Source organism: Bradyrhizobium sp. WSM1253, assembly GCF_000244935.1.
In the GTDB taxonomy this organism is placed as follows: Bacteria; Pseudomonadota; Alphaproteobacteria; order Rhizobiales; family Xanthobacteraceae; genus Bradyrhizobium; species Bradyrhizobium canariense.
In genome coordinates this window covers 3820002-3840091 of sequence record NZ_JH600073.1, presented here as the reverse complement: position 1 = coordinate 3840091, position 20090 = coordinate 3820002, and the positions used below count along the sequence as shown (strand labels likewise).

The 20090-nt window shown below is 64.3% G+C and carries 22 protein-coding genes; 14 read left to right on the top strand and 8 right to left on the bottom strand.

Going from position 1 to position 20090, the window contains the following annotated elements:
* Nucleotides 1-34 precede the first annotated feature (34 nt).
* The 4 genes from BRA1253DRAFT_RS19605 to BRA1253DRAFT_RS44545 all read left to right on the top strand — a co-directional run bounded on the left by BRA1253DRAFT_RS19605 (nucleotide 35) and on the right by BRA1253DRAFT_RS44545 (nucleotide 3274).
* On the top strand, nucleotides 35-1084 hold the full coding sequence (locus BRA1253DRAFT_RS19605; RefSeq protein WP_007597188.1) for a GTP-binding protein: 1050 nt from the start codon (nucleotides 35-37) through the stop codon (nucleotides 1082-1084).
* The gene (locus tag BRA1253DRAFT_RS19600) at nucleotides 1084-2103 is read left to right on the top strand and encodes a WD40 repeat domain-containing protein (protein WP_007597177.1); all 1020 of its coding nucleotides are present in this window, start codon (nucleotides 1084-1086) and stop codon (nucleotides 2101-2103) included. Before BRA1253DRAFT_RS19605 ends, BRA1253DRAFT_RS19600 begins: the two co-directional genes overlap by 1 nt.
* A 30-nt stretch (nucleotides 2104-2133) precedes the next feature.
* Complete coding sequence (locus tag BRA1253DRAFT_RS19595; RefSeq protein WP_007597176.1) at nucleotides 2134-2850, top strand: MgtC/SapB family protein; 717 nt, start codon at nucleotides 2134-2136, stop codon at nucleotides 2848-2850.
* An 88-nt stretch (nucleotides 2851-2938) separates the two neighbouring features.
* Complete coding sequence (locus BRA1253DRAFT_RS44545; protein ID WP_007597175.1) at nucleotides 2939-3274, top strand: hypothetical protein; 336 nt, start codon at nucleotides 2939-2941, stop codon at nucleotides 3272-3274.
* A 73-nt stretch (nucleotides 3275-3347) separates the two neighbouring features.
* Here BRA1253DRAFT_RS44545 and BRA1253DRAFT_RS19585 read toward each other — a convergent pair whose 3' ends face one another.
* The 5 genes from BRA1253DRAFT_RS19585 to BRA1253DRAFT_RS19565 all read right to left on the bottom strand — a co-directional run bounded on the left by BRA1253DRAFT_RS19585 (nucleotide 3348) and on the right by BRA1253DRAFT_RS19565 (nucleotide 8149).
* The gene (locus BRA1253DRAFT_RS19585) at nucleotides 3348-4790 is read right to left on the bottom strand and encodes a homospermidine synthase (protein WP_007597173.1); all 1443 of its coding nucleotides are present in this window, start codon (nucleotides 4788-4790) and stop codon (nucleotides 3348-3350) included.
* A gap of 45 nt (nucleotides 4791-4835) precedes the next feature.
* Complete coding sequence (locus BRA1253DRAFT_RS19580) at nucleotides 4836-5225, bottom strand: RidA family protein (RefSeq protein ID WP_007597171.1); 390 nt, start codon at nucleotides 5223-5225, stop codon at nucleotides 4836-4838.
* A 134-nt stretch (nucleotides 5226-5359) separates the two neighbouring features.
* On the bottom strand, nucleotides 5360-5947 hold the full coding sequence (locus tag BRA1253DRAFT_RS19575) for a GNAT family N-acetyltransferase (RefSeq protein WP_007597169.1): 588 nt from the start codon (nucleotides 5945-5947) through the stop codon (nucleotides 5360-5362).
* 132 nt (nucleotides 5948-6079) lie between these two features.
* Nucleotides 6080-7222 (bottom strand): type III PLP-dependent enzyme, encoded by a 1143-nt coding sequence (locus BRA1253DRAFT_RS19570; RefSeq protein ID WP_007597167.1) that lies wholly within the window; start codon nucleotides 7220-7222, stop codon nucleotides 6080-6082.
* Between the two features lie 672 nt (nucleotides 7223-7894).
* Nucleotides 7895-8149 carry a hypothetical protein gene (locus BRA1253DRAFT_RS19565; RefSeq protein WP_007597166.1) on the bottom strand — a complete coding sequence of 85 codons (255 nt, stop codon included), beginning with the start codon at nucleotides 8147-8149 and terminating at the stop codon, nucleotides 7895-7897.
* A 136-nt stretch (nucleotides 8150-8285) separates the two neighbouring features.
* On the opposite strand from BRA1253DRAFT_RS19565, the gene BRA1253DRAFT_RS19560 reads away from it, so the two are divergent.
* Genes BRA1253DRAFT_RS19560 through BRA1253DRAFT_RS19550 form a run of 3 tightly spaced genes read left to right on the top strand, consistent with a single transcriptional unit; the run spans nucleotide 8286 to nucleotide 12066 of the window.
* Nucleotides 8286-10367 carry a M3 family metallopeptidase gene (locus BRA1253DRAFT_RS19560; RefSeq protein ID WP_007597164.1) on the top strand — a complete coding sequence of 694 codons (2082 nt, stop codon included), beginning with the start codon at nucleotides 8286-8288 and terminating at the stop codon, nucleotides 10365-10367.
* Nucleotides 10367-11005, top strand: a complete 639-nt coding sequence (locus BRA1253DRAFT_RS19555; protein WP_007597162.1) for a DUF1007 family protein — start codon at nucleotides 10367-10369, stop codon at nucleotides 11003-11005. The genes BRA1253DRAFT_RS19560 and BRA1253DRAFT_RS19555 overlap by 1 nt, the downstream gene beginning before the upstream one ends.
* Nucleotides 11002-12066 carry a nickel/cobalt transporter gene (locus tag BRA1253DRAFT_RS19550; RefSeq protein WP_007597160.1) on the top strand — a complete coding sequence of 355 codons (1065 nt, stop codon included), beginning with the start codon at nucleotides 11002-11004 and terminating at the stop codon, nucleotides 12064-12066. The genes BRA1253DRAFT_RS19555 and BRA1253DRAFT_RS19550 overlap by 4 nt, the downstream gene beginning before the upstream one ends.
* 108 nt (nucleotides 12067-12174) lie before the next feature.
* On the opposite strand, the gene BRA1253DRAFT_RS19545 is transcribed toward BRA1253DRAFT_RS19550, so the two are convergent.
* Nucleotides 12175-12573 carry an MAPEG family protein gene (locus BRA1253DRAFT_RS19545; RefSeq protein WP_007597158.1) on the bottom strand — a complete coding sequence of 133 codons (399 nt, stop codon included), beginning with the start codon at nucleotides 12571-12573 and terminating at the stop codon, nucleotides 12175-12177.
* 82 nt (nucleotides 12574-12655) lie between these two features.
* Here BRA1253DRAFT_RS19545 and hemH point away from each other — a divergent pair, with 82 nt between their 5' ends.
* The 4 genes from hemH to BRA1253DRAFT_RS19525 all read left to right on the top strand — a co-directional run bounded on the left by hemH (nucleotide 12656) and on the right by BRA1253DRAFT_RS19525 (nucleotide 16482).
* Nucleotides 12656-13696 carry a ferrochelatase gene (hemH, locus tag BRA1253DRAFT_RS19540; RefSeq protein WP_007597157.1) on the top strand — a complete coding sequence of 347 codons (1041 nt, stop codon included), beginning with the start codon at nucleotides 12656-12658 and terminating at the stop codon, nucleotides 13694-13696.
* Between the two features lie 22 nt (nucleotides 13697-13718).
* Nucleotides 13719-14690, top strand: coding sequence for an ABC transporter substrate-binding protein (locus BRA1253DRAFT_RS19535; RefSeq protein ID WP_007597155.1), 972 nt, complete (start codon nucleotides 13719-13721; stop codon nucleotides 14688-14690).
* A gap of 273 nt (nucleotides 14691-14963) precedes the next feature.
* The gene (locus BRA1253DRAFT_RS19530) at nucleotides 14964-15965 is read left to right on the top strand and encodes an SPFH domain-containing protein (RefSeq protein WP_007597153.1); all 1002 of its coding nucleotides are present in this window, start codon (nucleotides 14964-14966) and stop codon (nucleotides 15963-15965) included.
* Nucleotides 15966-16035: 70 nt separating this feature from the next.
* On the top strand, nucleotides 16036-16482 hold the full coding sequence (locus BRA1253DRAFT_RS19525) for an NfeD family protein (protein ID WP_007597152.1): 447 nt from the start codon (nucleotides 16036-16038) through the stop codon (nucleotides 16480-16482).
* A 118-nt stretch (nucleotides 16483-16600) separates the two neighbouring features.
* Here BRA1253DRAFT_RS19525 and BRA1253DRAFT_RS19520 read toward each other — a convergent pair whose 3' ends face one another.
* Nucleotides 16601-16939, bottom strand: coding sequence for a helix-turn-helix domain-containing protein (locus tag BRA1253DRAFT_RS19520; protein WP_007597149.1), 339 nt, complete (start codon nucleotides 16937-16939; stop codon nucleotides 16601-16603).
* Between the two features lie 72 nt (nucleotides 16940-17011).
* On the opposite strand from BRA1253DRAFT_RS19520, the gene BRA1253DRAFT_RS19515 reads away from it, so the two are divergent.
* The 3 genes from BRA1253DRAFT_RS19515 (at nucleotide 17012) to BRA1253DRAFT_RS41650 (ending at nucleotide 18679) form a co-directional block, all read left to right on the top strand.
* Nucleotides 17012-17563 (top strand): carboxymuconolactone decarboxylase family protein, encoded by a 552-nt coding sequence (locus BRA1253DRAFT_RS19515; RefSeq protein ID WP_007597148.1) that lies wholly within the window; start codon nucleotides 17012-17014, stop codon nucleotides 17561-17563.
* 97 nt (nucleotides 17564-17660) lie between these two features.
* Complete coding sequence (locus BRA1253DRAFT_RS41655; protein WP_007593706.1) at nucleotides 17661-17978, top strand: transposase; 318 nt, start codon at nucleotides 17661-17663, stop codon at nucleotides 17976-17978.
* Entirely contained in the window at nucleotides 17975-18679 is a 705-nt protein-coding gene (locus tag BRA1253DRAFT_RS41650; protein ID WP_157158736.1) for an IS3 family transposase, read from the top strand. The genes BRA1253DRAFT_RS41655 and BRA1253DRAFT_RS41650 overlap by 4 nt, the downstream gene beginning before the upstream one ends.
* On the opposite strand, the gene BRA1253DRAFT_RS19505 is transcribed toward BRA1253DRAFT_RS41650, so the two are convergent.
* The gene (locus BRA1253DRAFT_RS19505) at nucleotides 18609-19982 is read right to left on the bottom strand and encodes an IS30 family transposase (protein ID WP_007597145.1); all 1374 of its coding nucleotides are present in this window, start codon (nucleotides 19980-19982) and stop codon (nucleotides 18609-18611) included. The two genes, BRA1253DRAFT_RS41650 and BRA1253DRAFT_RS19505, sit on opposite strands and share 71 nt — an antisense overlap.
* Nucleotides 19983-20090 lie beyond the last annotated feature (108 nt).

The window sequence follows — 20090 nt, the reverse complement described above, 5'->3', positions numbered from 1 at the left end:
GCGTCGCGCGAAAAGCCCGAAGTCCGGAGTTGTTATGTCTGAAGCGACCGCCCCAAAAATTCCCGTGACCGTCCTGACCGGCTATCTCGGTGCCGGCAAGACCACGCTGTTGAACCGCATCCTGTCGGAAAACCACGGCAAGAAGTACGCCGTCATCGTCAACGAATTCGGCGAGATCGGCATCGACAACGACCTCATCATCGGCGCCGATGAGGAAGTGTTCGAGATGAACAACGGCTGCATCTGCTGCACCGTGCGTGGCGATCTCGTGCGCATCATGGAAGGCCTGATGAAGCGCAAGGGCAAGTTCGACGCCATCATCGTCGAGACCACCGGTCTTGCCGATCCGGCACCGGTGGCCCAGACCTTCTTCGTCGACGAGGACGTGCAGAAGAACGCGCGTCTCGATGCGGTGGTCACGGTTGCGGACGCAAAATGGCTGTCCGACCGTCTCAAGGACGCGCCCGAGGCCAAGAACCAGATCGCCTTTGCCGACGTCATCGTGCTGAACAAGACCGATCTCGTCACCAAGGGCGAGCTTGCCGAGGTCGAGGCCCGCATCCGTGCCATCAACCCCTATGCGAAGCTGCACCGCACCGAGCGCTGCTCGGTGGCTTTGGCCGACGTGCTCGACCGCGGCGCCTTCGACCTCGATCGCATCCTCGACATCGAGCCGGACTTCCTGAATGCCGATGATCATGACCACGACCATGATCATCATCACCACGGCCACGACCATCATCACGATCATGATCACGGCCACGGCCTGAAGCACTATCACGACGAGGATATGCAATCGCTGTCGCTCAAGACCGACAAGCCGCTCGATCCCAACGTGTTCATGCCCTGGCTCCAGAATCTGGTGCAGGTGGAGGGCGGCAAGATCCTGCGCTCCAAGGGCATCCTCGCCTTCCACGACGACGACGACCGTTACGTCTTCCAGGGCGTCCACATGATGCTGGAGGGCAACCACCAGCGGAAGTGGAAGGACGGCGAGCCGCGCGAGAGCCGCCTCGTCTTCATCGGCCGCGAATTGCCGCAAGATCTCATTCGCCAGGGTTTTGAGAGCTGCATCGTCTCGTGATGAAAGAGTTTACGCCGCCCGCCGATTCCGCCTCGATCGTCTCCGTCACCGAGCGCGTCAAGCCGCTCGCGCTCAGCATGGTCGTGACCTCCGTGCATTTCCTTGGGCCCCGCGCTGCCTTCGTCGGCGGCGAGGAGAATGTCGCGTTCGTGGATGGCCAGGGCGAGATCAGCAAGGTCGCCGTGCACAGCGGCGGCATTCTCTCGGCCGCCTCCGATGGCAAGCGCCTCGTGATGGGCGGCGACGATGGAAAAGTCGTGTCGCTCGACGCCAAGGGCGAGGTGACGCTGCTTGCGAGCGACCCGAAACGGCGCTGGATCGATGCGGTGGCGCTGCATCCGGACGGTGCCTACGCCTGGTCGGCCGGCAAGACCGCTTTCTTCAGGAGCGGCAAGAGCGAGGAGAAGTCGCTTGAGGTGCCCTCAACCGTTGGCGGCCTCGCGTTTGCGCCGAAGGGCCAGCGTCTCGCGATCGCCCATTACAACGGCGCGACGCTGTGGTTTCCCAACATGGCGGGATCGGCCGAATTCCTGCCCTGGGCTGGCTCGCATCTCGGCGTCACCTTCAGCCCGGACAACAAATTCCTGGTCACCACGATGCACGAATCCGCGCTGCACGGGTGGCGGCTTGCCGACAACAGGCACATGCGTATGACCGGCTATCCCGGCCGCGTCCGCTCGATGTCGTGGAGCGCGGGCGGCAAGGCGCTGGCGACCTCGGGCGCCGACACGGTGATCCTGTGGCCGTTTGCCAGCAAGGACGGCCCGATGGGCAAGGAGCCCGCGATGCTCGCGCCGCTCCAGGCGCGCGTGTCGGTCGTCGCATGCCATCCCAGGAACGACATCTTCGCCGCCGGCTATAGCGACGGCACCGTGCTGATGGTGCGTCTGGAGGACGGCGCCGAGATCCTTGTCCGCCGCAATGGCACGCCGCCGGTGGCCGCGCTCGCCTGGAACGCCAAGGGGACGCTGCTGGCGTTCGCCGACGAAAATGGGGATGGCGGGCTGCTGGAGCTTTGATCTGTCATCGTTCCGGCCGTAGATGGGGCCATGCGGTTTCTGACGACCTTCCAGATCGCTGACTTTGCGGACACGCTGGTCAGTCTGTTCACGGCCTTCGTGCTGGGCACGCTGATCGGTGCCGAGCGGCAGTACCGCCAGCGCACCGCGGGCCTGCGTACGAACGTGCTGGTCGCGGTCGGCGCCGCCGCCTTCGTCGATCTCGCCATGCACCTGACCGGCGCCGACGGCGCGGTGCGGGTGATCTCCTACGTCGTCTCGGGCATCGGCTTTCTCGGCGCCGGCGTCATCATGAAGCAGGGCATGGACGTGCGCGGGCTCAATACCGCGGCGACGCTATGGGCTTCGGCCGCGGTCGGCTCCTGCGCCGGCGCGGACATGATCGCCCAGGCGGCGGCGCTAACGGTGTTCGTGATTGCCGGCAACACCATGCTGCGGCCATTGGTCAACGCCATCAACCGCATCCCGCTGAACGAGAAGACTTCCGAGGCGACCTATTACTTCAAACTCGCGGTCGCACCGGACGCCTTGCCCGACATGCGCGACCGGCTCGTCGAGAAGCTCGAGGGCGCAAAATATCTGGTGGCCGATATCGAAATGGTCGAAACCGGGGATGATTTGATCGCGATCGTGGCAAAGCTGGTCGCGAGCGCCGTCGATCCGAACGAGCTGAATGCGGTGGCGACCGATCTCCAGCACCTGCCCGGCGTCCGCCACGCCACCTGGGAAGTCAGCACCACGGATTGAGCGCGCAGGCGTCGAGTTCCGGCCGTCACGGGCAGGGAACCGCAGACCGGCGATTTCGTTGATCCCCTGGACAAAGGCGGTGATCGACATGCCCGGCCAATATGACAAGCGCAGACTGAAGCTCGACCTGATGGTTGCCTGCTCGCTGTTCGCGGCAGGCGTCGTAGTGTCAGGCATGTCGCTGGCGCAAATCCGCGCCGAGACCCGGATGCAGACGGCCCAGGCGACGCAACCCCTTCAGGGCACGCCGTCCGACGATCAGAACAAGCCCGCGGAAGCCAAGCCCGGCGGCGACCGGCCGACCACGCCCGCCCCAGAGCCGGCGCGACCCGACCCACAGACGCAAGGGGCTGCCGGTGCGGCTAAACCAGCATTGCCGCCAGCGCCAGCCGAGAAGATCGCGCCGCCGATTGAGAGGAAGTAGGCTCCCCTGTCATTCCGGGCTCGCGCCAAGTGGCGCGCCTCGGAATGACGAGCGGAGAGTTGGGTGACGGCTCTCACCGCACCAGAACGTTCCGGAACTGCCACGGATCTGACGTATCGATATCCTCCGGAAACAGTCCCGGACGATCCGTCAGCGGCGTCCAGTCGGTATAAAACCCCTTCACCGGGCCGAGATACGGCAGCTGAATTTCCAGCAGGCGATCGAAATCCATCTCGTCGGCTTCGACGATGCCTTCCTTCGGGTTTTCGAGCGCCCACACCATGCCGCCGAGCACGGCGGAGGTCACTTGCAGGCCAGTGGCGTTCTGGTAGGGCGCGAGCTTGCGGGTCTCTTCGATGGAGAGCTGCGAGCCGTACCAATAGGCATTGTTGTCATGGCCGAACAGCAGCACGCCGAGTTCGTCGATACCGTCGACGATCTCGTTCTCGTCGAGGATGTGGTGCTTCTCCTGCATCTTCGCGGCGCGGCCGAACATTTCATGCAGTGACAGCACGGCGTCGTCAGCCGGATGATAGGCATAGTGGCAGGTCGGACGGTACACCGCCGTGCCCGATGCGTCGCGCACGGTGAAATAGTCGGCGATCGAGATCGACTCGTTGTGGGTGACGAGGAAGCCATACTGCGCGCCGCGGGTCGGGCACCAGGTGCGCACGCGCGTGTTGGCGCCGGGCTGCATCAGATAGATGGCAGCGCCACAGCCGGCTTCGTGAGTCCGCGCATTTTCGGGCATCCATTTTTCATGGGTGCCCCAGCCGAGTTCTGATGGCTGCACGCCTTCCGACAGAAAACCTTCCACCGACCAGGTGTTGACGAAGACATCCGGCTCTTTCGGCTTCTTGGAGCGCTGGGTGTCGCGTTCAGCGATGTGGATGCCCTTGATGCCGGCCTGTCGCATCAAGTCCGCCCATTCGGCTTTGGTTTTCGGCTTGGGGGCATTGAGCTTCAGATCGGCGGCGACATTGAGCAGCGCCTGCTTCACGAAAAACGAGACCATGCCGGGATTGGCGCCACAGCAGGAGACCGCCGTCGTCGAGCCTGCAGGGCGCGCCTTCTTGGCAGCCAGCGTCGCTTCGCGAAGGGCGTAATTGGAGCGCGCTTCCGGGCCTTTCGAGGAGTCGAAATAGAAGCCGAGCCAGGGCTCGTTGACGGTGTCGATATAGAGAGCGCCGAGCTCGTTGCAGAGCTCCATGATGTCGGTGGAACCGGTATCGACCGAGAGATTGACGCAAAAGCCCTGGCCGCCGCCCTCAGTGAGCAGCGGGGTCAGCAACTCGCGATAATTGTCCCTGGTCACGGCCTTCTGGATGAAACGCACATTGTGCTTCTCGCAATGCGCCTTGCGGCCCTCGTCCTTGGGATCGATCACGGTGACGCGCGACTTGTCGTAATCGAGATGCCGCTCGATCAGCGGCAACGTGCCTTTCCCGATGGAGCCGAAGCCGACCATGACGATGGGACCAGTGATCTTCGCGTAGATCTGCGAGGCGGGGCTCATGGGATGGTTTCTCCGGAACGTGCTGGCGGACAAAGGGTGGGTGGATCAAGCGCTACGGCGCTTGGCGGTGACTTCGATCTCGACCTTCATCTCGGGCTTGGCGAGGCCGCTGACGACCACCAAGGTCGCGGCCGGCCTGATGTCACCGAGAACCTCGCCGCAGACGGCGAAATGGGCATCGATATAGCTAGCGTCGGTGACGTAATAGGTCGCGCGGACGATATCGGCCATCTCGAATCCGCCCTCCTGCAGGGCGGCTTCGATGGTCTTGAAGCAGTTGCGTGACTGGCTCGTGACATCGGCCGGCATGGCCATCGTCGTGTAGTCATAGCCGGTGGTGCCCGCGACGAAGGCGAACTCGCCGTCGATCACGGCGCGGCTGTAGCCGACGGTCTTCTCAAGCGGAGAGCCGGTGGAGATCAGGCGACGGGACATGGTCTTGGGCCTCGACTGAAGGGGGCGTTTGGCGGGTTAAAGGGCGTTTCTCAGGCCCGCGCAACCCTAAAGCAAAGGGTCGCGCGAGCATCTCCGCTCGCCGCGGCTTTGGTCATCGCGATCATGGCAATCCCTTACGCCGCGCGCGCCTCGAGGCCGCGAACTAGCCTCCGTTTGGGTAGGGCCGCGCCAGTCGGGACGATCATCCCGGCGGCGCCATCCAGCGCACCCGCTTCGAATTCGATCGCCAGCAGGCGGTCGCGCTCGAACGGACCGGGCAGCGACAGCTCGCCGGTGTTGGCGGCTGAGAAGCCGAAGCGGGCGTAATAAGGGGCATCGCCAAGCAGGATCACGGCGGCATGCCCGCGCGCCCGGGCGGCAGCCAGCGCTTGTTGCATCAGCGCGGCGCCGATCCCGAGCTCGCGGCAAGCAGGGTCCACCGCCAGCGGTCCGAGGACCAGAGCGGGCCTGCCTCCGGCGCTGACGTGCCACAGCCGCACGGTTCCCACGAGCTTCCCCTCGCGCATCGCGGCCAGCGCAAGGCCGGCTGCGGGTGCGCGTCCGTCGCGCAGGCGCTGGCAGGTGCGGCCATGGCGGTTATCGCCAAAGGACGCATCGAGCAGCGCTTCACGCATCGCAACGTCGCCAGCACGCTCCGCACGGATCGCGAACGGAGCGGCTTTCGAGGTGGGGTCAACCTGTGTCTTCCGAAGAGCAGTCATGGCGCGTCAGTCCCCGCTTGAAGCCGACGTGCGCAAAGCACGCCGGTCCAAGGCGTCGTCAGAAATCGAAATGTCAGGGAGGGAGCCGGCAAGCCGGCTCCCGGGTTCGTCAGGCCTCAGACGAGAGGCGGATCAGATGTGGTAGGTCTTCAACGGCGGGATGCCGTTGAACGCCACCGCCGAGTAGGTCGACGTATAGGCCCCGGTGCCTTCGATCAGCAGCTTGTCGCCGATCTCGAGCGTCACCGGAAGCGGATACGGGTTCTTCTCGTACAGCACGTCGGCGCTGTCGCAGGTTGGCCCAGCGAGCACGCACGGTGTCATGTCCGCACTGTCATGCGGGGTGCGGATGGCGTAACGGATCGACTCGTCCATGGTCTCGGCGAGACCGCCGAACTTGCCGATGTCCAGATAGACCCAGCGCACCTCGTCCTCGTCGCTCTTCTTGGAGATGAGCACGACCTCGGACTCGATGATGCCGGCGTTGCCCACCATGCCGCGGCCCGGCTCGATGATGGTCTCCGGAATCTGGTTGCCGAAGTGCTTGCGCAGCGCGCGGAAGATCGAGCGCCCGTAGGTGACCACCGGCGGCACGTCCTTCAGGTACTTGGTCGGGAAACCGCCGCCCATGTTGACCATGGTCAGGTTGATACCGCGCTCCGCGCAGTCGCGGAACACCTGCGAGGCCATCGCCAGCGCACGGTCCCACGCCTTCACCTTGCGCTGCTGCGACCCGACATGGAAGGAGATGCCGCACGGCTCCAGGCCCAGACGCTTGGCAACGTCGAGCACGTCGACGGCCATCTCCGGGTCGCAGCCGAACTTGCGCGACAGCGGCCATTCGGCGCCGGCGCAGTCATAGAGGATGCGGCAGAACACCTTTGCGCCGGGAGCGGCACGGGCGACCTTCTCGACTTCGGCGGCGCAATCGACCGCGAACAGCCGAATGCCGAGCGCGAAGGCACGCGCGATGTCGCGCTCCTTCTTGATCGTGTTGCCGAAGGAGATGCGGTCGGGCGTCGCACCGGCGGCCAACGCCATCTCGATCTCGGCGACCGTGGCGGTGTCGAAGCAGGAGCCCATGGAGGCGAGCAAAGCCAGCACTTCCGGCGCCGGGTTCGCCTTGACCGCATAGAACACGCGGCTGTCGGGCAGCGCCTTGGCAAAGGTCTGGTAATTGTCGCGCACGACTTCGAGGTCGACGACGAGGCACGGTTCGGTGTCGAGGCCCTCGCTGCGGCGGTTGCGCAGGAATTCCTGGATACGGTCGGTCATAGCACTCTCCCAAACGGCCCAGCGACGGGGATCCGTTCAAAAAATGACGTCGGATAAGAGCGCTCCGGCCAGATCGCGCGATGGAGGCGCGACGAGCCAAAGACTCAGATCAGACTGTGCTGCCGTGGATTGGTTGGGAATGTTCCCGCCCGCACACCTGGCAATGAAGGACAAGCCTTTTCAGTAGCCCGCGCCGGCGTTGGACTGCCGGTAGAGACCAAAAAAGCCCGATCCGTCGTTGCTTTAAGTCGCGTCCCCCGTTGAGAGCGGGGTGCGCCGGTTCGCCTCCGGCTGCCAGTCACGGTTGCAAAGAGCAAAGTCACCTTCGACAAGGCATCTCTTTGAGAGAGATGCTGGACGCTCCGGGTTTGCTTTCGTCTTCCGGCTATGAGCCTTCCGACTTCCACACTTCCGAAGAGCCCCTCGGCTTCTTCACCCCTTGGCGGCTGTCCGGCCTCTTGTCCGGATACCTACCGACTGACACACGACCACAGGCACGTGCGAAATTGGGCAATCCGCACATAAGTGTTTTGACTCTGCTTCGCAAGAGATTTTTTAGCCTGCGAACAGAATTGCCTAACATCTGCTTGCGCAGTGTTGCGCGAGCGACGCGGAAGATGAACGCGCGTTAAGTTTTCTGTGCGGCGCGCGTCACTCGCGCGCGTGCGCGCTTCAGCCGCGCTTCGTGAACGGCTCGACGCGCTGAGCGGCGCGGATGAAGGCAGTCATGACGAGCACGCCGAGCGCGAACAGCGCGGCCTGAAGGATGTGCGTGCCCTGCTCGCCCAGCCCGAACAGGATCGCGAGCGCCCAGCCGCCGGCAAACGCCGCGCCGAACACCTCGGCGCCGATAAGGATGGCGGCGCTGATGACGGTGATGACGCTCGGCCAGACGATCCGACGGGAAGACGAGGAAGTCGCGTTCATGAGCTCAGGGGTCCTAGGCTTTGAAGGGCCGCAATCTCCCCGAAAAGGCAGCCGGGAGCAAGGGCAAATGGCCCAAAAAAGCCCCATCGCGTGCTATAGCTGGCCGCAACAATCGAGCCACAAATCGGGACTTGTAATGTCAGAAACCCGCCAAACTACGGACTCCGAGACCAACCCGCTGCTGAAGGCCTGGGTGACGCCATTTGCGACCCCGCCCTTCGATGAGATCAAGCCGGAGCACTTCCTGCCGGCCTTCGAGCAGGCCTTCGCGGACCACTCCGCCGAGATCGCTGCGATCACCAACGACCCGACCGCGGCCGACTTCGCCAACACCATCACGGCGCTGGAGCGCTCGGGCAAGCTGCTCAGCAAGGTCGCCTCGGTCTTCTACGACCTCGTCTCGGCGCATTCCAACCCGGCCATCCTGGAGATCGACAAGGAGGTTTCCTTGCGGATGGCGCGGCACTGGAATCCGATCATGATGAACGCCGTGCTGTTTGGCCGCATCGCCCAGCTGCACGAGAACCGCGCCAATCTCGGTCTGACACCGGAACAGCTCCGCCTGCTCGAGCGTACCTACACCCGCTTCCACCGCTCCGGCGCCGGCCTCTCCGAAGAGGCAAAGACGCGGATGGCAGAGATCAACGAGAGACTCGCCCAGCTCGGCACCAGCTTCAGTCATCATCTGCTCGGCGACGAGCAGGAATGGTTCATGGAGCTCGGCGAAGCCGACCGCCAGGGCCTGCCGGAGAGTTTTGTCGCCAGCGCCAAGGCTGCGGCAGAAGAACGCGGCATGGCCGGCAAGGCCATCGTCACGCTGTCGCGCTCCTCGGTGGAACAGTTCCTGAAGAGCTCGGCCCGGCGTGACCTGCGGGAGAAGGTCTACAAGGCTTTCACCGCGCGGGGCGACAACGGCAATGCCAACGACAACAACGCGACCATCGTCGAGGTCCTGAAGCTGCGCGAGGAAAGCGCCAATCTCCTGGGTTATCCGACCTTCGCGGCCTACCGGCTCGAGGATTCCATGGCCAAGACGCCGGAAGCGGTGCGCGGCCTTCTGGAGCGGGTCTGGAAGCCGGCGCGGGCGCGGGCGCTCGCCGACCGCGACGACATGCAGGCGCTGATCACCGAGGAGGGCGGCAATTTCAAGCTCGCCCCCTGGGACTGGCGCTTCTATGCCGAAAAGCTCCGCCTTCAGCGCGCCAATTTCGACGACGCCGCCATCAAGCCGTATCTCGCGCTCGATCACATGATCGCCGCCGCCTTCGACTGTGCCACGCGCCTGTTCGGCGTCACGTTCGAGGAGCGCAAGGACGTGCCTGTCTGGCATCCGGACGTCCGGGTCTGGGAGATGAAGGCGCGGGACGGGAAGCACAAGGCGCTGTTCTATGGCGACTGCTTCGCCCGGCCGTCGAAGCGCTCCGGCGCCTGGATGACCTCGCTGCGGGACCAGCAGAAGCTCGACGGCGAGGTCGCGCCGCTGATCCTCAACATCTGCAACTTCTCCAAGGGCGCGGATGGGGAACCCTCGCTGCTGTCGCCGGACGACGCCCGCACCCTGTTCCACGAGTTCGGCCACGGCCTGCACGGCATGCTCTCCAACGTGACCTATCCGTCGCTGTCGGGCACCTCCGTGTTCACCGATTTCGTCGAGTTGCCCTCGCAGCTCTACGAGCACTGGCAGGAGCGACCGGAGGTGCTGCAGCAGTTCGCCCGCCACTACCAGACCGGCGAGCCGCTGCCGGACGATCTGCTGCAACGGTTCCTGGCCGCGCGAAAATTCAACCAGGGTTTTGCCACCGTCGAGTTCGTCTCCTCGGCGCTGATCGATCTTGAATTCCACACCCAGCCGGCCTCCGCCGCGCAGGATGTCCGCGCCTTCGAGAGACGCGAGCTGGAAAAGATCGGCATGCCCGAGGAGATCTCGCTGCGTCACCGTCCCACGCAATTCGGTCACATCTTCACCGGCGATCACTATGCCGCCGGCTATTACAGCTACATGTGGTCGGAGGTGATGGATGCCGACGCCTTCGGCGCGTTCGAGGAAGCCGGCGACATCTTCGATCCCGCCGTCGCAAAACGCCTGCACGATGACATCTACTCGAGCGGCGGATCGGTCGATCCGGAAGCCGCCTATGAGGCCTTCCGCGGCCGCCCGCCGGAGCCCGACGCGCTCTTGCGTCGCCGCGGCCTGCTCGACGCTCCGAAGGCGGCCTGATGGGCATGCGGGCCCTGTTGGGGCTGCTGCTCGGTGTCGCCCTGTCGCTCGCGGCAGGCGCGGCGCGGGCGCATCCGCATGTCTGGATCACTGCGACCAGCGAGTTGCTCTATGCCGCGGACGGCAGCATCACCGGCGTGCGCCACGCCTGGACGTTTGACGACATGTTCTCGGCCTATGCGGTGCAGGGGCTCGAGAGCAAGACCAAGGGCGCCTACACCCGCGAGGAGCTGGGGCCGCTGGCGCAGACCAATGTCGAGTCGCTGAAGGAATATGCCTACTTCACCTTCGCGCGAGCCGACGGCAAGAAGGAGCGATTCCAGGAGCCGGTCGACTATTTCCTCGACTACAAGGATAGCGTGCTGACCCTGCACTTCACGCTGCCGCTGAAGAACCCGGTCAAGCCCAAGCAATTGATGCTCGAAGTGTTCGACCGCTCCTTCTTCATCGACTTCCAGATGGCCAAGGACAATCCGGTCAAGCTGGTCGGCGCGCCCGCCGGCTGCCAGATGAAACTTGAGCGGCCGAGCGACGGCACCGCGAGTGCGCAGAAGCTCAACGAGCAGACCTTCATGAACGGCGAGAATTCCAATTTCGGCATGATGTTCGCCAACAAGATCACGGTGGATTGCCCGTGAAGCGGCAACTCTCCCAGCTCGCACGTGGGCTGCTCACTTGCGCCGCCGCTGTGCTGGTCGTGGGCGTGGCCGATGCGGCGCTCCACGATCTCCTCGCGCAAAATCCGTTCGGCGCGCCGCGTTCGCCGCAAGCCGCCCAGCCCGAGGCCAGTGGCCTGATCGGCTGGTTGCTGGCCAAGCAGTCGGAATTCTATCGGCAGATGTCGGCGACCATCCGCGCCGCGAAGTCCGATGGCTCCGCGGTGTGGACGCTGCTGTTCATTTCCTTTGCCTATGGCATTTTCCACGCGGCCGGCCCGGGCCACGGCAAGGCGGTGATCGCCTCCTATCTCGTCGCCAATCGCGAGACCGCCCGGCGGGGCATCGCGCTGTCGTTTGCCTCGGCGTTGATGCAGTCGCTGGTGGCGATCCTGATCGTCGGCATCTCGGCCTGGGTGCTGAATGCGACCGCCAAGACTATGTGCAAGGCGGAGGGCGTGATCGAGATCGCGAGCTATGCGTTGATCGCGCTGTTCGGTCTGCGCCTGGTCTGGGTCAAGGGCCGCACCTTCATCCGCGCGCTCCAGGTGGTCCAGCCGGTGCCGGCGATCGCGGGCGTGCCGCATGACCATGATCACGACCATCACCATGCGCACGCCCATCATCACCACCAGCATGACCACGTCCATGACGAGCATTGCGGCCATTCCCACGGCCCCACCCCGAGCGAACTCGGCGGCCCGGGTGGCTGGGGACGCGGCTTTGCCGCGATCCTGACCGTCGGCATCCGTCCCTGTTCGGGCGCGATCCTGGTGCTGGTGTTCGCGCTGGCCCAAGGCCTGTTCTGGGCCGGCATCGCCGCGACCTTGCTGATGGGGTTCGGCACCGCGATCACCGTCGCGGCCATTGCGGTGGTCGCCGTCTCCGCCAAGGACATCGCCGCCCGCCTGAGCGCCGGACGCGACGGCAGCGGCGCACTGTTCATGCGCGGCATCGAATTCGCCGCCGCCGGCCTCGTGCTGCTGTTCGGCGCAGGCCTGTTGTTGGGTTACGTCGCGGCCGAACGGACGACGTGTTTTTGAGCGGCAGGTGTTGTAGCCCGGATGGAGCGAAGCGCAATCCGGGACAGTGCCGCCGTGGAGGGGACCCCGGATTACGCTTCGCTCCATCCGGGCTACGGTTTCACGAACTCACACCGGCAGAAACTGCTTCAACGCCGGCATGAAGAATATCCCGAGATTGATCGCAAAGCCGATGCTCCAGAGGATCGAGCGCAGCGTCGGGCGGTTGCCGAGATAGGTCAGCACGTAGGCGATCCGCACGATCAGGAACAGCACCGCGAGCTCGTCGATCAGGCGCTGCGGCGAGTCCCGGAATTCGGCCAGCAGCACCGCAAAGGCGAAGAACGGAAAGGTCTCGATACCGTTCTGGTGGGCGCCGAGCGCGCGCTGCGCGATGGCGTCTTCGTAGAAGGCGGGATCGCGCGGGCGTGAATTGTCGAACCCGCGAAACCTGATCCATTTGACCGAGACGATCGTCACCAAATAGAGCAGCAATGCTCCGAAGACGCACCATTCCGCGAGTGTCATCTTTCCTCCCCCGCCTCGGTGCGACCCTAGCGAAACCGGCCTGATCTTGACAAGCTCGGGGCAACGCGCGACCCAACGAGGCATGACAACCCTAGCCCCTCTCAAGACCGCGATGCCGGCCACGCAGCCCGCCCCCTCGCGCGTCGGCGTGCTCCTGGTCAATCTCGGCACGCCCGATACCGCCGACGCGCGCGGCGTGCGGGTCTATCTGAAGGAGTTCCTCTCGGACGCCCGTGTCATCGAGGATCAGGGCTTGATCTGGAAGCTGGTGCTGAACGGCATCATCCTGCGCACCCGCCCCCGCGCCAAGGCGCGCGACTATCTCAAGATCTGGAACACCGAGAAGAACGAGTCGCCGCTCAAGACCATCACGCGCTCGCAGAGCGACAAGCTCGGAGCCATGCTGTCGGACCGCGAGCAGGTGACGGTGGAATGGGCGATGCGCTACGGTAACCCCTCGATCAAGTCGAGCGTCGATGCGCTGATTGCGAAGGGCTGCGATCGCATTCTTGCCGTACCCCTCTATCCGCAATATTCGGCTGCGACGTCGGCCACCGTCTGCGACGAGGTGTTTCGCGTGCTTGCGCGGCTGCGCGCGCAGCCGACGCTGCGGGTGACGCCGCCTTATTACGAGGACGAAGCCTATATCGAGGCGCTCGCCACCTCGGTCGAGACGCATCTGGCGAGCCTGCCGTTCAAGCCGGAGCTGATCGTCGCCTCCTTCCACGGCATGCCGAAGGCCTATGTCGACAAGGGCGATCCCTATCAGGACCAATGCGTGGCCACGACGGAGGCGCTGCGCCGCCGGCTGGGGATGGACGAGACAAAGTTGCTGCTGACCTTCCAGTCGCGCTTCGGATTCGACGAGTGGCTGCAGCCCTACACCGACAAGACCATGGAGCGTCTGGCGAAAGAGGGCGTGCGCCGCATCGCGGTGATCACGCCGGGTTTTTCCGCCGACTGCCTCGAGACGCTGGAGGAGATCGCGCAGGAGAATGCCGAGATCTTCGAGCACAATGGTGGCGAGCAGTTTTCCGCGATCCCCTGCCTCAACGACAGCAACCCCGGCATGGATGTGATCCGAACGCTGGTGCTGCGCGAACTCCAGGGCTGGATAGAGTGAGCCTGGATCCGAGGAGCGCCCCATGAACCGCCGCGAGGTTCTGGCGCTTCTTGGGGTGGCCGCTGCGCTGCCGGCCTCAGTGCTGGCGCAGCAGCCGACGCGCCGGCTCGGCGTGCTCTCGGTCACGGCGGCCGACGATGCGATCGGGCAGACGCGTAGCGCGGTCCTGGTCCAGGCGCTTGCCGGCCATGGCTGGAAGGAGCGCGACAACCTCAAGATCGATTGGCGCAACGGCGGCGGCGACCGCGCACGGATCGCGCAATTCGCTGACGAACTCGTGGCGCTCAAGCCCGACATCCTGCTTGCGGTCGGCACGCCCTCGGTCGAGGAGCTGCGCCGGCGCACGACGACGATCCCGATCGTTTTCGCCGTCGTCACCGATCCGGTCAGCCAGGGCTTTGTCCAGAATCTCGCCCATCCCGGCGGCAATGTCACCGGCTTCACCGATTACGACGGCCCGCTGGCCGGAAAATGGCTCGAGATGCTGACGCAGGTCGTGCCAAGACCGTCCCGTGTCTTCGTGGTCTACAATCCCGCCACCGCGCCGTTCGCGCCGCTGTTGCTGGGTACGATCGAGGACGCTGGCCGCGCGCTCGATGTGACGGTGGAGCCGGCGCCGATCCATGACACGGCCTCGATCGTCGCCCTGGCTTCGCGGAAAGACGGCGGCCTGCTGGTGCTGCCGGACTTCTTCACCCTGTCCAACCGTGCGCTTCTGCTGGCGGCCATCAATGAAGCGCGCGTGCCGGCGGTGTTCTGGAGCCGTACCTTCGTCGACGAGGGTGGCTTGATGTCCTACAGCACCGACAGCGCCGAGCAGCTCCGCCGCGCCGCCTCCTATATCGATCGCATCCTGAAGGGGGCGCGGGCGGCCGACCTGCCGGTCCAAAATCCAACCACGTTCGAGCTGGCGATTAACTTGAAGACGGCCAGGGCGATCGGCGTCACGCTTTCGCCAAGCCTGCTCGCAACCGCGAACGAGGTCATCGAGTAGGATTTGGCTGCGACCGCCGGCACGGCCGGATTCGTTAACGTCGTCGCTAGGTCTGCTCCAGCACGCTTTCAAGAGCGCCTCGCAAATACATAATCGCGACCATTCCCTCTCCCGGCGTCTTGTGTAGAATCCTGCCGATGCCGAAATCATCTACGACCGCTGAACACTGGATCCTTTACCGAACGCTTTACTGAACCCTTGGGGTCGTGATCCCGACCAATGACAGCGCGGAAAAGGGCCTTTTCCAACAATCTTTTCCGCCTTGGAGGAAATATGAGCGGTTTCGACATTTTCGCGATTGTCCTGGTTTTGCTCGTCATCGTCACGCTGGTGGCCGGCGTAAAGACGGTGCCGCAGGGCTATGACTGGACCATCGAGCGGTTCGGCAAATACACCCAGACGCTGAGCCCCGGGCTCAATCTGATCGTGCCCTATTTCGATCGCGTCGGACGCAAGATCAACATGATGGAGCAGGTGATCGACATTCCCGAGCAAGAGGTGATCACCAAGGACAACGCCACCGTGACCGTCGACGGCGTCGCCTTCTTTCAGGTGTTCGACGCCGCCAAGGCGAGCTACGAGGTCTCAAACCTGACCCAAGCCGTCACCGTGCTGACCATGACCAACATCCGTTCGGTGATGGGGGCGATGGATCTCGACCAGGTGTTGTCGCATCGCGACGAAATCAACGAGCGCCTGCTGCGTGTGGTCGATGCCGCCGTCTCGCCCTGGGGCCTTAAGGTAAATCGTATCGAGATCAAGGACATCGTGCCGCCGGCGGACCTCGTCGAAGCCATGGGCCGACAGATGAAGGCCGAGCGCGTCAAACGCGCCGACATCCTTCAGGCTGAAGGTGCACGCCAGTCCGAGATCCTGCGCGCCGAGGGTGCCAAGCAGGGCCAAATTCTCCAGGCGGAAGGTCGACGCGAGGCCGCCTTCCGCGACGCCGAAGCACGCGAGCGGTCGGCGGAAGCTGAGGCCAAGGCGACGCAGATGGTCAGTGAAGCCATCGCCAAGGGCGACGTCGCGGCGCTGAACTATTTTATCGCCGACAAGTATATCAAGGCGTTCGGGCAACTGGCTGAATCGCCGAACCAGAAGGTCATCATGCTTCCGGTCGAAGCCATGAGCATGCTGGGCTCGCTCGCCGGCATCGGCGAGATTGCAAAGGCAACGTTCGGTGAAAGCGCGGCGTCCGCGGCCGCTGCCGCCCGCCGCGGCTCGGTGCCGACGACCGGCAGCACGCCACCCGCGGTGCCGCCGCGTCAGGGGTAAAGCGCATGCCCCGGAAAAGTGGACACCGGTTTTCCGACAAGGGCATGCGTCATTTCAAAGAGGTCGTGTCATGACCGACATGTTCGTATCGCTCGGCACCTGGAACTGGCTGATCTTCGGCTTCATCCTGATGGCGCTGGAGGTGCTGGCGCCCGGAGTCTTCCTGTTCTGGCTCGGGCTCGCCGCGTTGCTGGTCGGCCTGATCTCGTTCGGAGTGGCGATATCCTGGCAGATCCAGCTCGTGATGTTCGCGATCTTCGCCGCAGCGGCCGTGCCGGTGTGGCGCCGCCTCGCCCGGCCGAAGCCGGATGCAATTGCCGCCAGTCCCTTCCTCAACAAGCGCGCGGACGCGTTGCTCGGCCGCGAGTTCACGCTGGAGAAGCCGATCGTTGACGGCAACGGCACCATGCGTATCGGCGACACGGTCTGGCGCGTCGCAGGCCCCGATACGCCGGCGGGCACGCGTGTGAAGGTGGTGCAAGTGGATGGCGCGAATCTGACGGTGGCGGCGGCGTAGCTGTTGCCTCCCCGTCATTGCGAGCGAAGCGAAGCAATCCAGACTGCCTCTGCGGAAAAATTCTGGATTGCTTCGCTTCGCTCGCAATGACGAGCTTGTCGGGACGGCATCGCCAGACTTACGCGCCGCTCTTGCTGCGCCACCTCTCCGCCAACCTATGCAGCGGCATGAACGTCTCGCACAATTCCCGTCCGAGCGCCGTCAGCCCGTAACCGCTGGCTTCGCCGAGCGCCACGAACCCGGCCTCGCGTAAATCGTCCAGCCGCGCCTGCAGCACCGTCGGCGAGGCCTCGTCGCAGGCGGTGCGCAATGCGCGCGAGGTGAGGGGGGCATCGCGCAATTCCCACAGGATCCGCAGGCTCCAGCGTCGTCCCAGGAGGTCGAGCAGCACCATGATCGGCCGCCCGGTGCGCGAGCCACGGACGCCGCGCGATCTGGAAGTGGTCTGTTTCGCCATTGTCGGCCTCTTGCGTGTCGCTACAAATAGTGTAGCGTAATGCTACAGTAAATGTAGCAAGGAAGGCGGCCGATGTCCCAGGCCACGCCGCGCATTGCCCCGCTCACCCCGCCTTATCCCCCGGAGATCCAGGCGCAGTTCGACCGCATCATGCGCGGTGCGCCGCCGCTGCTGCTGTTCCGGGTGATGGCGGGCCAAACCCGCGCCTGGGACAAATTTCGCGCCGCCGGCCTGCTCGATCCCGGCCCGCTCTCGTTGCGCCAGCGCGAGATCGTCATTGACCGCACCTGCGCGCTGAACAAATGCGAATATGAATGGGGCGTGCACGTCGCGATCTTCGGCGCGCCGGCGGGGCTTACCAATGACGAGGTGCGTGCGACCGTGCAGGGCGATGCGGCGTCATCGTGCTGGTCCCCGGCCGAGCAGGCGCTGATCGCAGCCGTTGACGCGCTGCATCACCGTGCGTCGCTTGACGACGCCGAGTTCGCCGCGCTGTCGGCGCATTACGACGAGGCGCAGATCCTGGAGATCATGCTGCTGTGCGGCTTCTACCGCACGGTCTCGTATCTGGCGAACGGACTGCGGTTGCCGCTGGAGGAGACGGCGGCAAGATTTCCGGCGTAGCTTTAACCGTCGTCATTGCGAGCGTAGCGAAGCAATCCAGAGTTGAGCCTCCCCTAAATCGGTGGACACCTATAGCTTAGACAGCAAGAGGTGTCAGATGACGAAACGGCAGCGACGTTCTTATTCGGACGAGTACAAGCGGCAGGCAGTTGATCTGGTTTTGTCGAGCGGCCGCTCGGCGAAGTCGGTATCGAAGGAGCTCGGGCTTGACGGCTCCGTGCTGAGCCGATGGGTGGCGGAGCAGGGCACGGCGAGAGCCGGCGGCAGCGCCGTGGCGCCCACATCGCAAGCGGCGGTGCCGTCGGCGGACCAAGCTGACGTGATTGCGCGGTTGCAGCGGGAAAACGAACAGCTGCGCTTGGAGCGCGACATTTTAAAAAAGTCGATCGCGATCTTTGCTGGACCCCGGACATGAGGTTCCGTTTTATCGAGGATCGCCGCACGGACTATCCGGTCAAGGTCATGTGCCGTGTGCTCGGCGTCTCGCCCGCGGGCTACTATGCCTGGCGGTCGCGCCCGGAAAGCCTCCGGGCCTTGGCTAATCGAGCGCTGCTGGAAGGCATCCAGCGGGTTCATCGCGATAGCCATGGCCGCTATGGCAGCCCGCGCATTCATGTCGAACTCAAAGCCCAGGGACATCATGCAAGCCGTGGCCGGATCGAGCGGCAGATGCGCCATCATGGCATTCGAGCCATCTCGGCCGGGCCGCGACGATGCCGCACCACCGACAGCGGGCATGGCTTCCCGATCGCGCCGAACCTGCTCGGCCGGAACTTCTCGGCCGCCATGCGCAATCAGGTCTGGCTCGCTGACATCACCTTTGTCTGGACCGACCAGGGCTGGTTGTATCTGGCGGCCGTCATGGATCTGTACAGCCGCCGTATCGTGGGCTGGGCCATGGACGACCATCTGCGCGCAGAACTGCCGCTCGCCGCATTACGAATGGCGATCAAGGCGCAAAGACCAGGTCCCGGGCTGATCCATCATTCCGATCGCGGCACACAAGGCGGATTCAAACGGTCGTCGCAACACCAGTTACTTTCACTCATAACAGAAGATCGTCAAGCGCCTCCGCCGGCGTTTTCCAGCCTAGTGTCTTCCGCGGTCGGGCATTGAGGGCCGCTGCCACAGCGGATATCTCTTCGGCGCTGTGGATGCTCAGGTCCGTGCCTTTCGGGAAGTACTGCCGCAGCAGCCCGTTGGTGTTCTCGTTAGTGCCGCGCTGCCATGGGCTTTGCGGGTCGCAGAAGTAGACCTGGATACCCGCATCGATCTTGAGACGATCGTGCTGAGCCATTTCGGCTCCCTGATCCCAGGTTAGCGAACGGCGCAGCTCTTCGGGCAAAGTGATGATGGTGCGCGTGATCGCGTCGCGCACGGCTTCGGCCCCATGTCCCGCAAGGGCTGGCCCGTTCTTCGCGCGCGGAGCTTCGCCATGCCCCGCCAACCGTGGAAGGTGCAAGAGCATCGTAAAGCGCGTCGTGCGCTCGACCAGCGTGCCGATTGCCGAGCTGCCAAGACCGAGGATAAGGTCCCCCTCCCAATGTCCCGGCACTGCTCGATCGGCAGCTTCAGCAGGGCGCTCACTGATCATGATCTCCGGCGAGACAAAGCCCTTGCCTCGCCTGCGTACGCGCGCTCTGGGCATCCGTAACACACGCCCTGTTCGCAAGCAGGCCGTCAGCTCGCGGCGTAGCGCGCCACGGCCCTGAACGAAGAGGGCTTGATAGATAGCTTCGTGGCTGATGCGCATCGTCTTGTCGTCCGGGAAGTCGATCGGCAAGCGTCGAGCAATCTGCTCAGGGCTCCAGGCTTTGGCCCATCGCCGATCCTTGCGCTGGCCATGCCGCCGCCCCTTCCACGGAACGGCGGGACCAGGAACGGGAGCGCCGGTCGGGGCTACGACGCCGCCAGCAAGTCTTTCCTCCACATAAGTGCGCAAGGTTGCATTGAGCGCAAGCTTGGTCGGCTTAGGCCGGCGGGCGGATCGATCCGCATGCCATTGGGCAGTTATTGCCCGATACTCCAACCCGCCGCCGCGAGTGGCCGCGTTGCGCCGCAGTTCACGGGAGACTGTGGAAGCAGCCCGCCCCAGGCGACGTCCAATCTCCTGTATGGAATGGCCCTGCACCTTGAGAAGTGCGATCTCCTCGCGCTCATTCAACGAGAGATACCGCCCGGACAGTGCCTTTGCCGAAGATCTGAACATCGCTGGTGGCATGCCGCCCGCCTTTCGGAATAATCTGCTTCCGACAGGTTGTGACAATCCGGCTTCGAGTGCAGCATCTTCGCTGCTTAACCCAGCGGCAATCGCCCGCCAAAATTTATTCTGTTCATCGCGCCCGGCAACAGAGGGCCGTCCTGGCGACGGCAATGGGGCTCGTCCTGACCGCGCCGATCTGCGCCTTACAACGTTCATCGCAACCTCCAAACTCCTGGTGTTGCGACGACCGTTTGAATCCGCCCAATACGCTTCAACCGAGTACCGCCAAGCACTGCAAGCCGCCGGCTTCCGGCCTTCAATGAG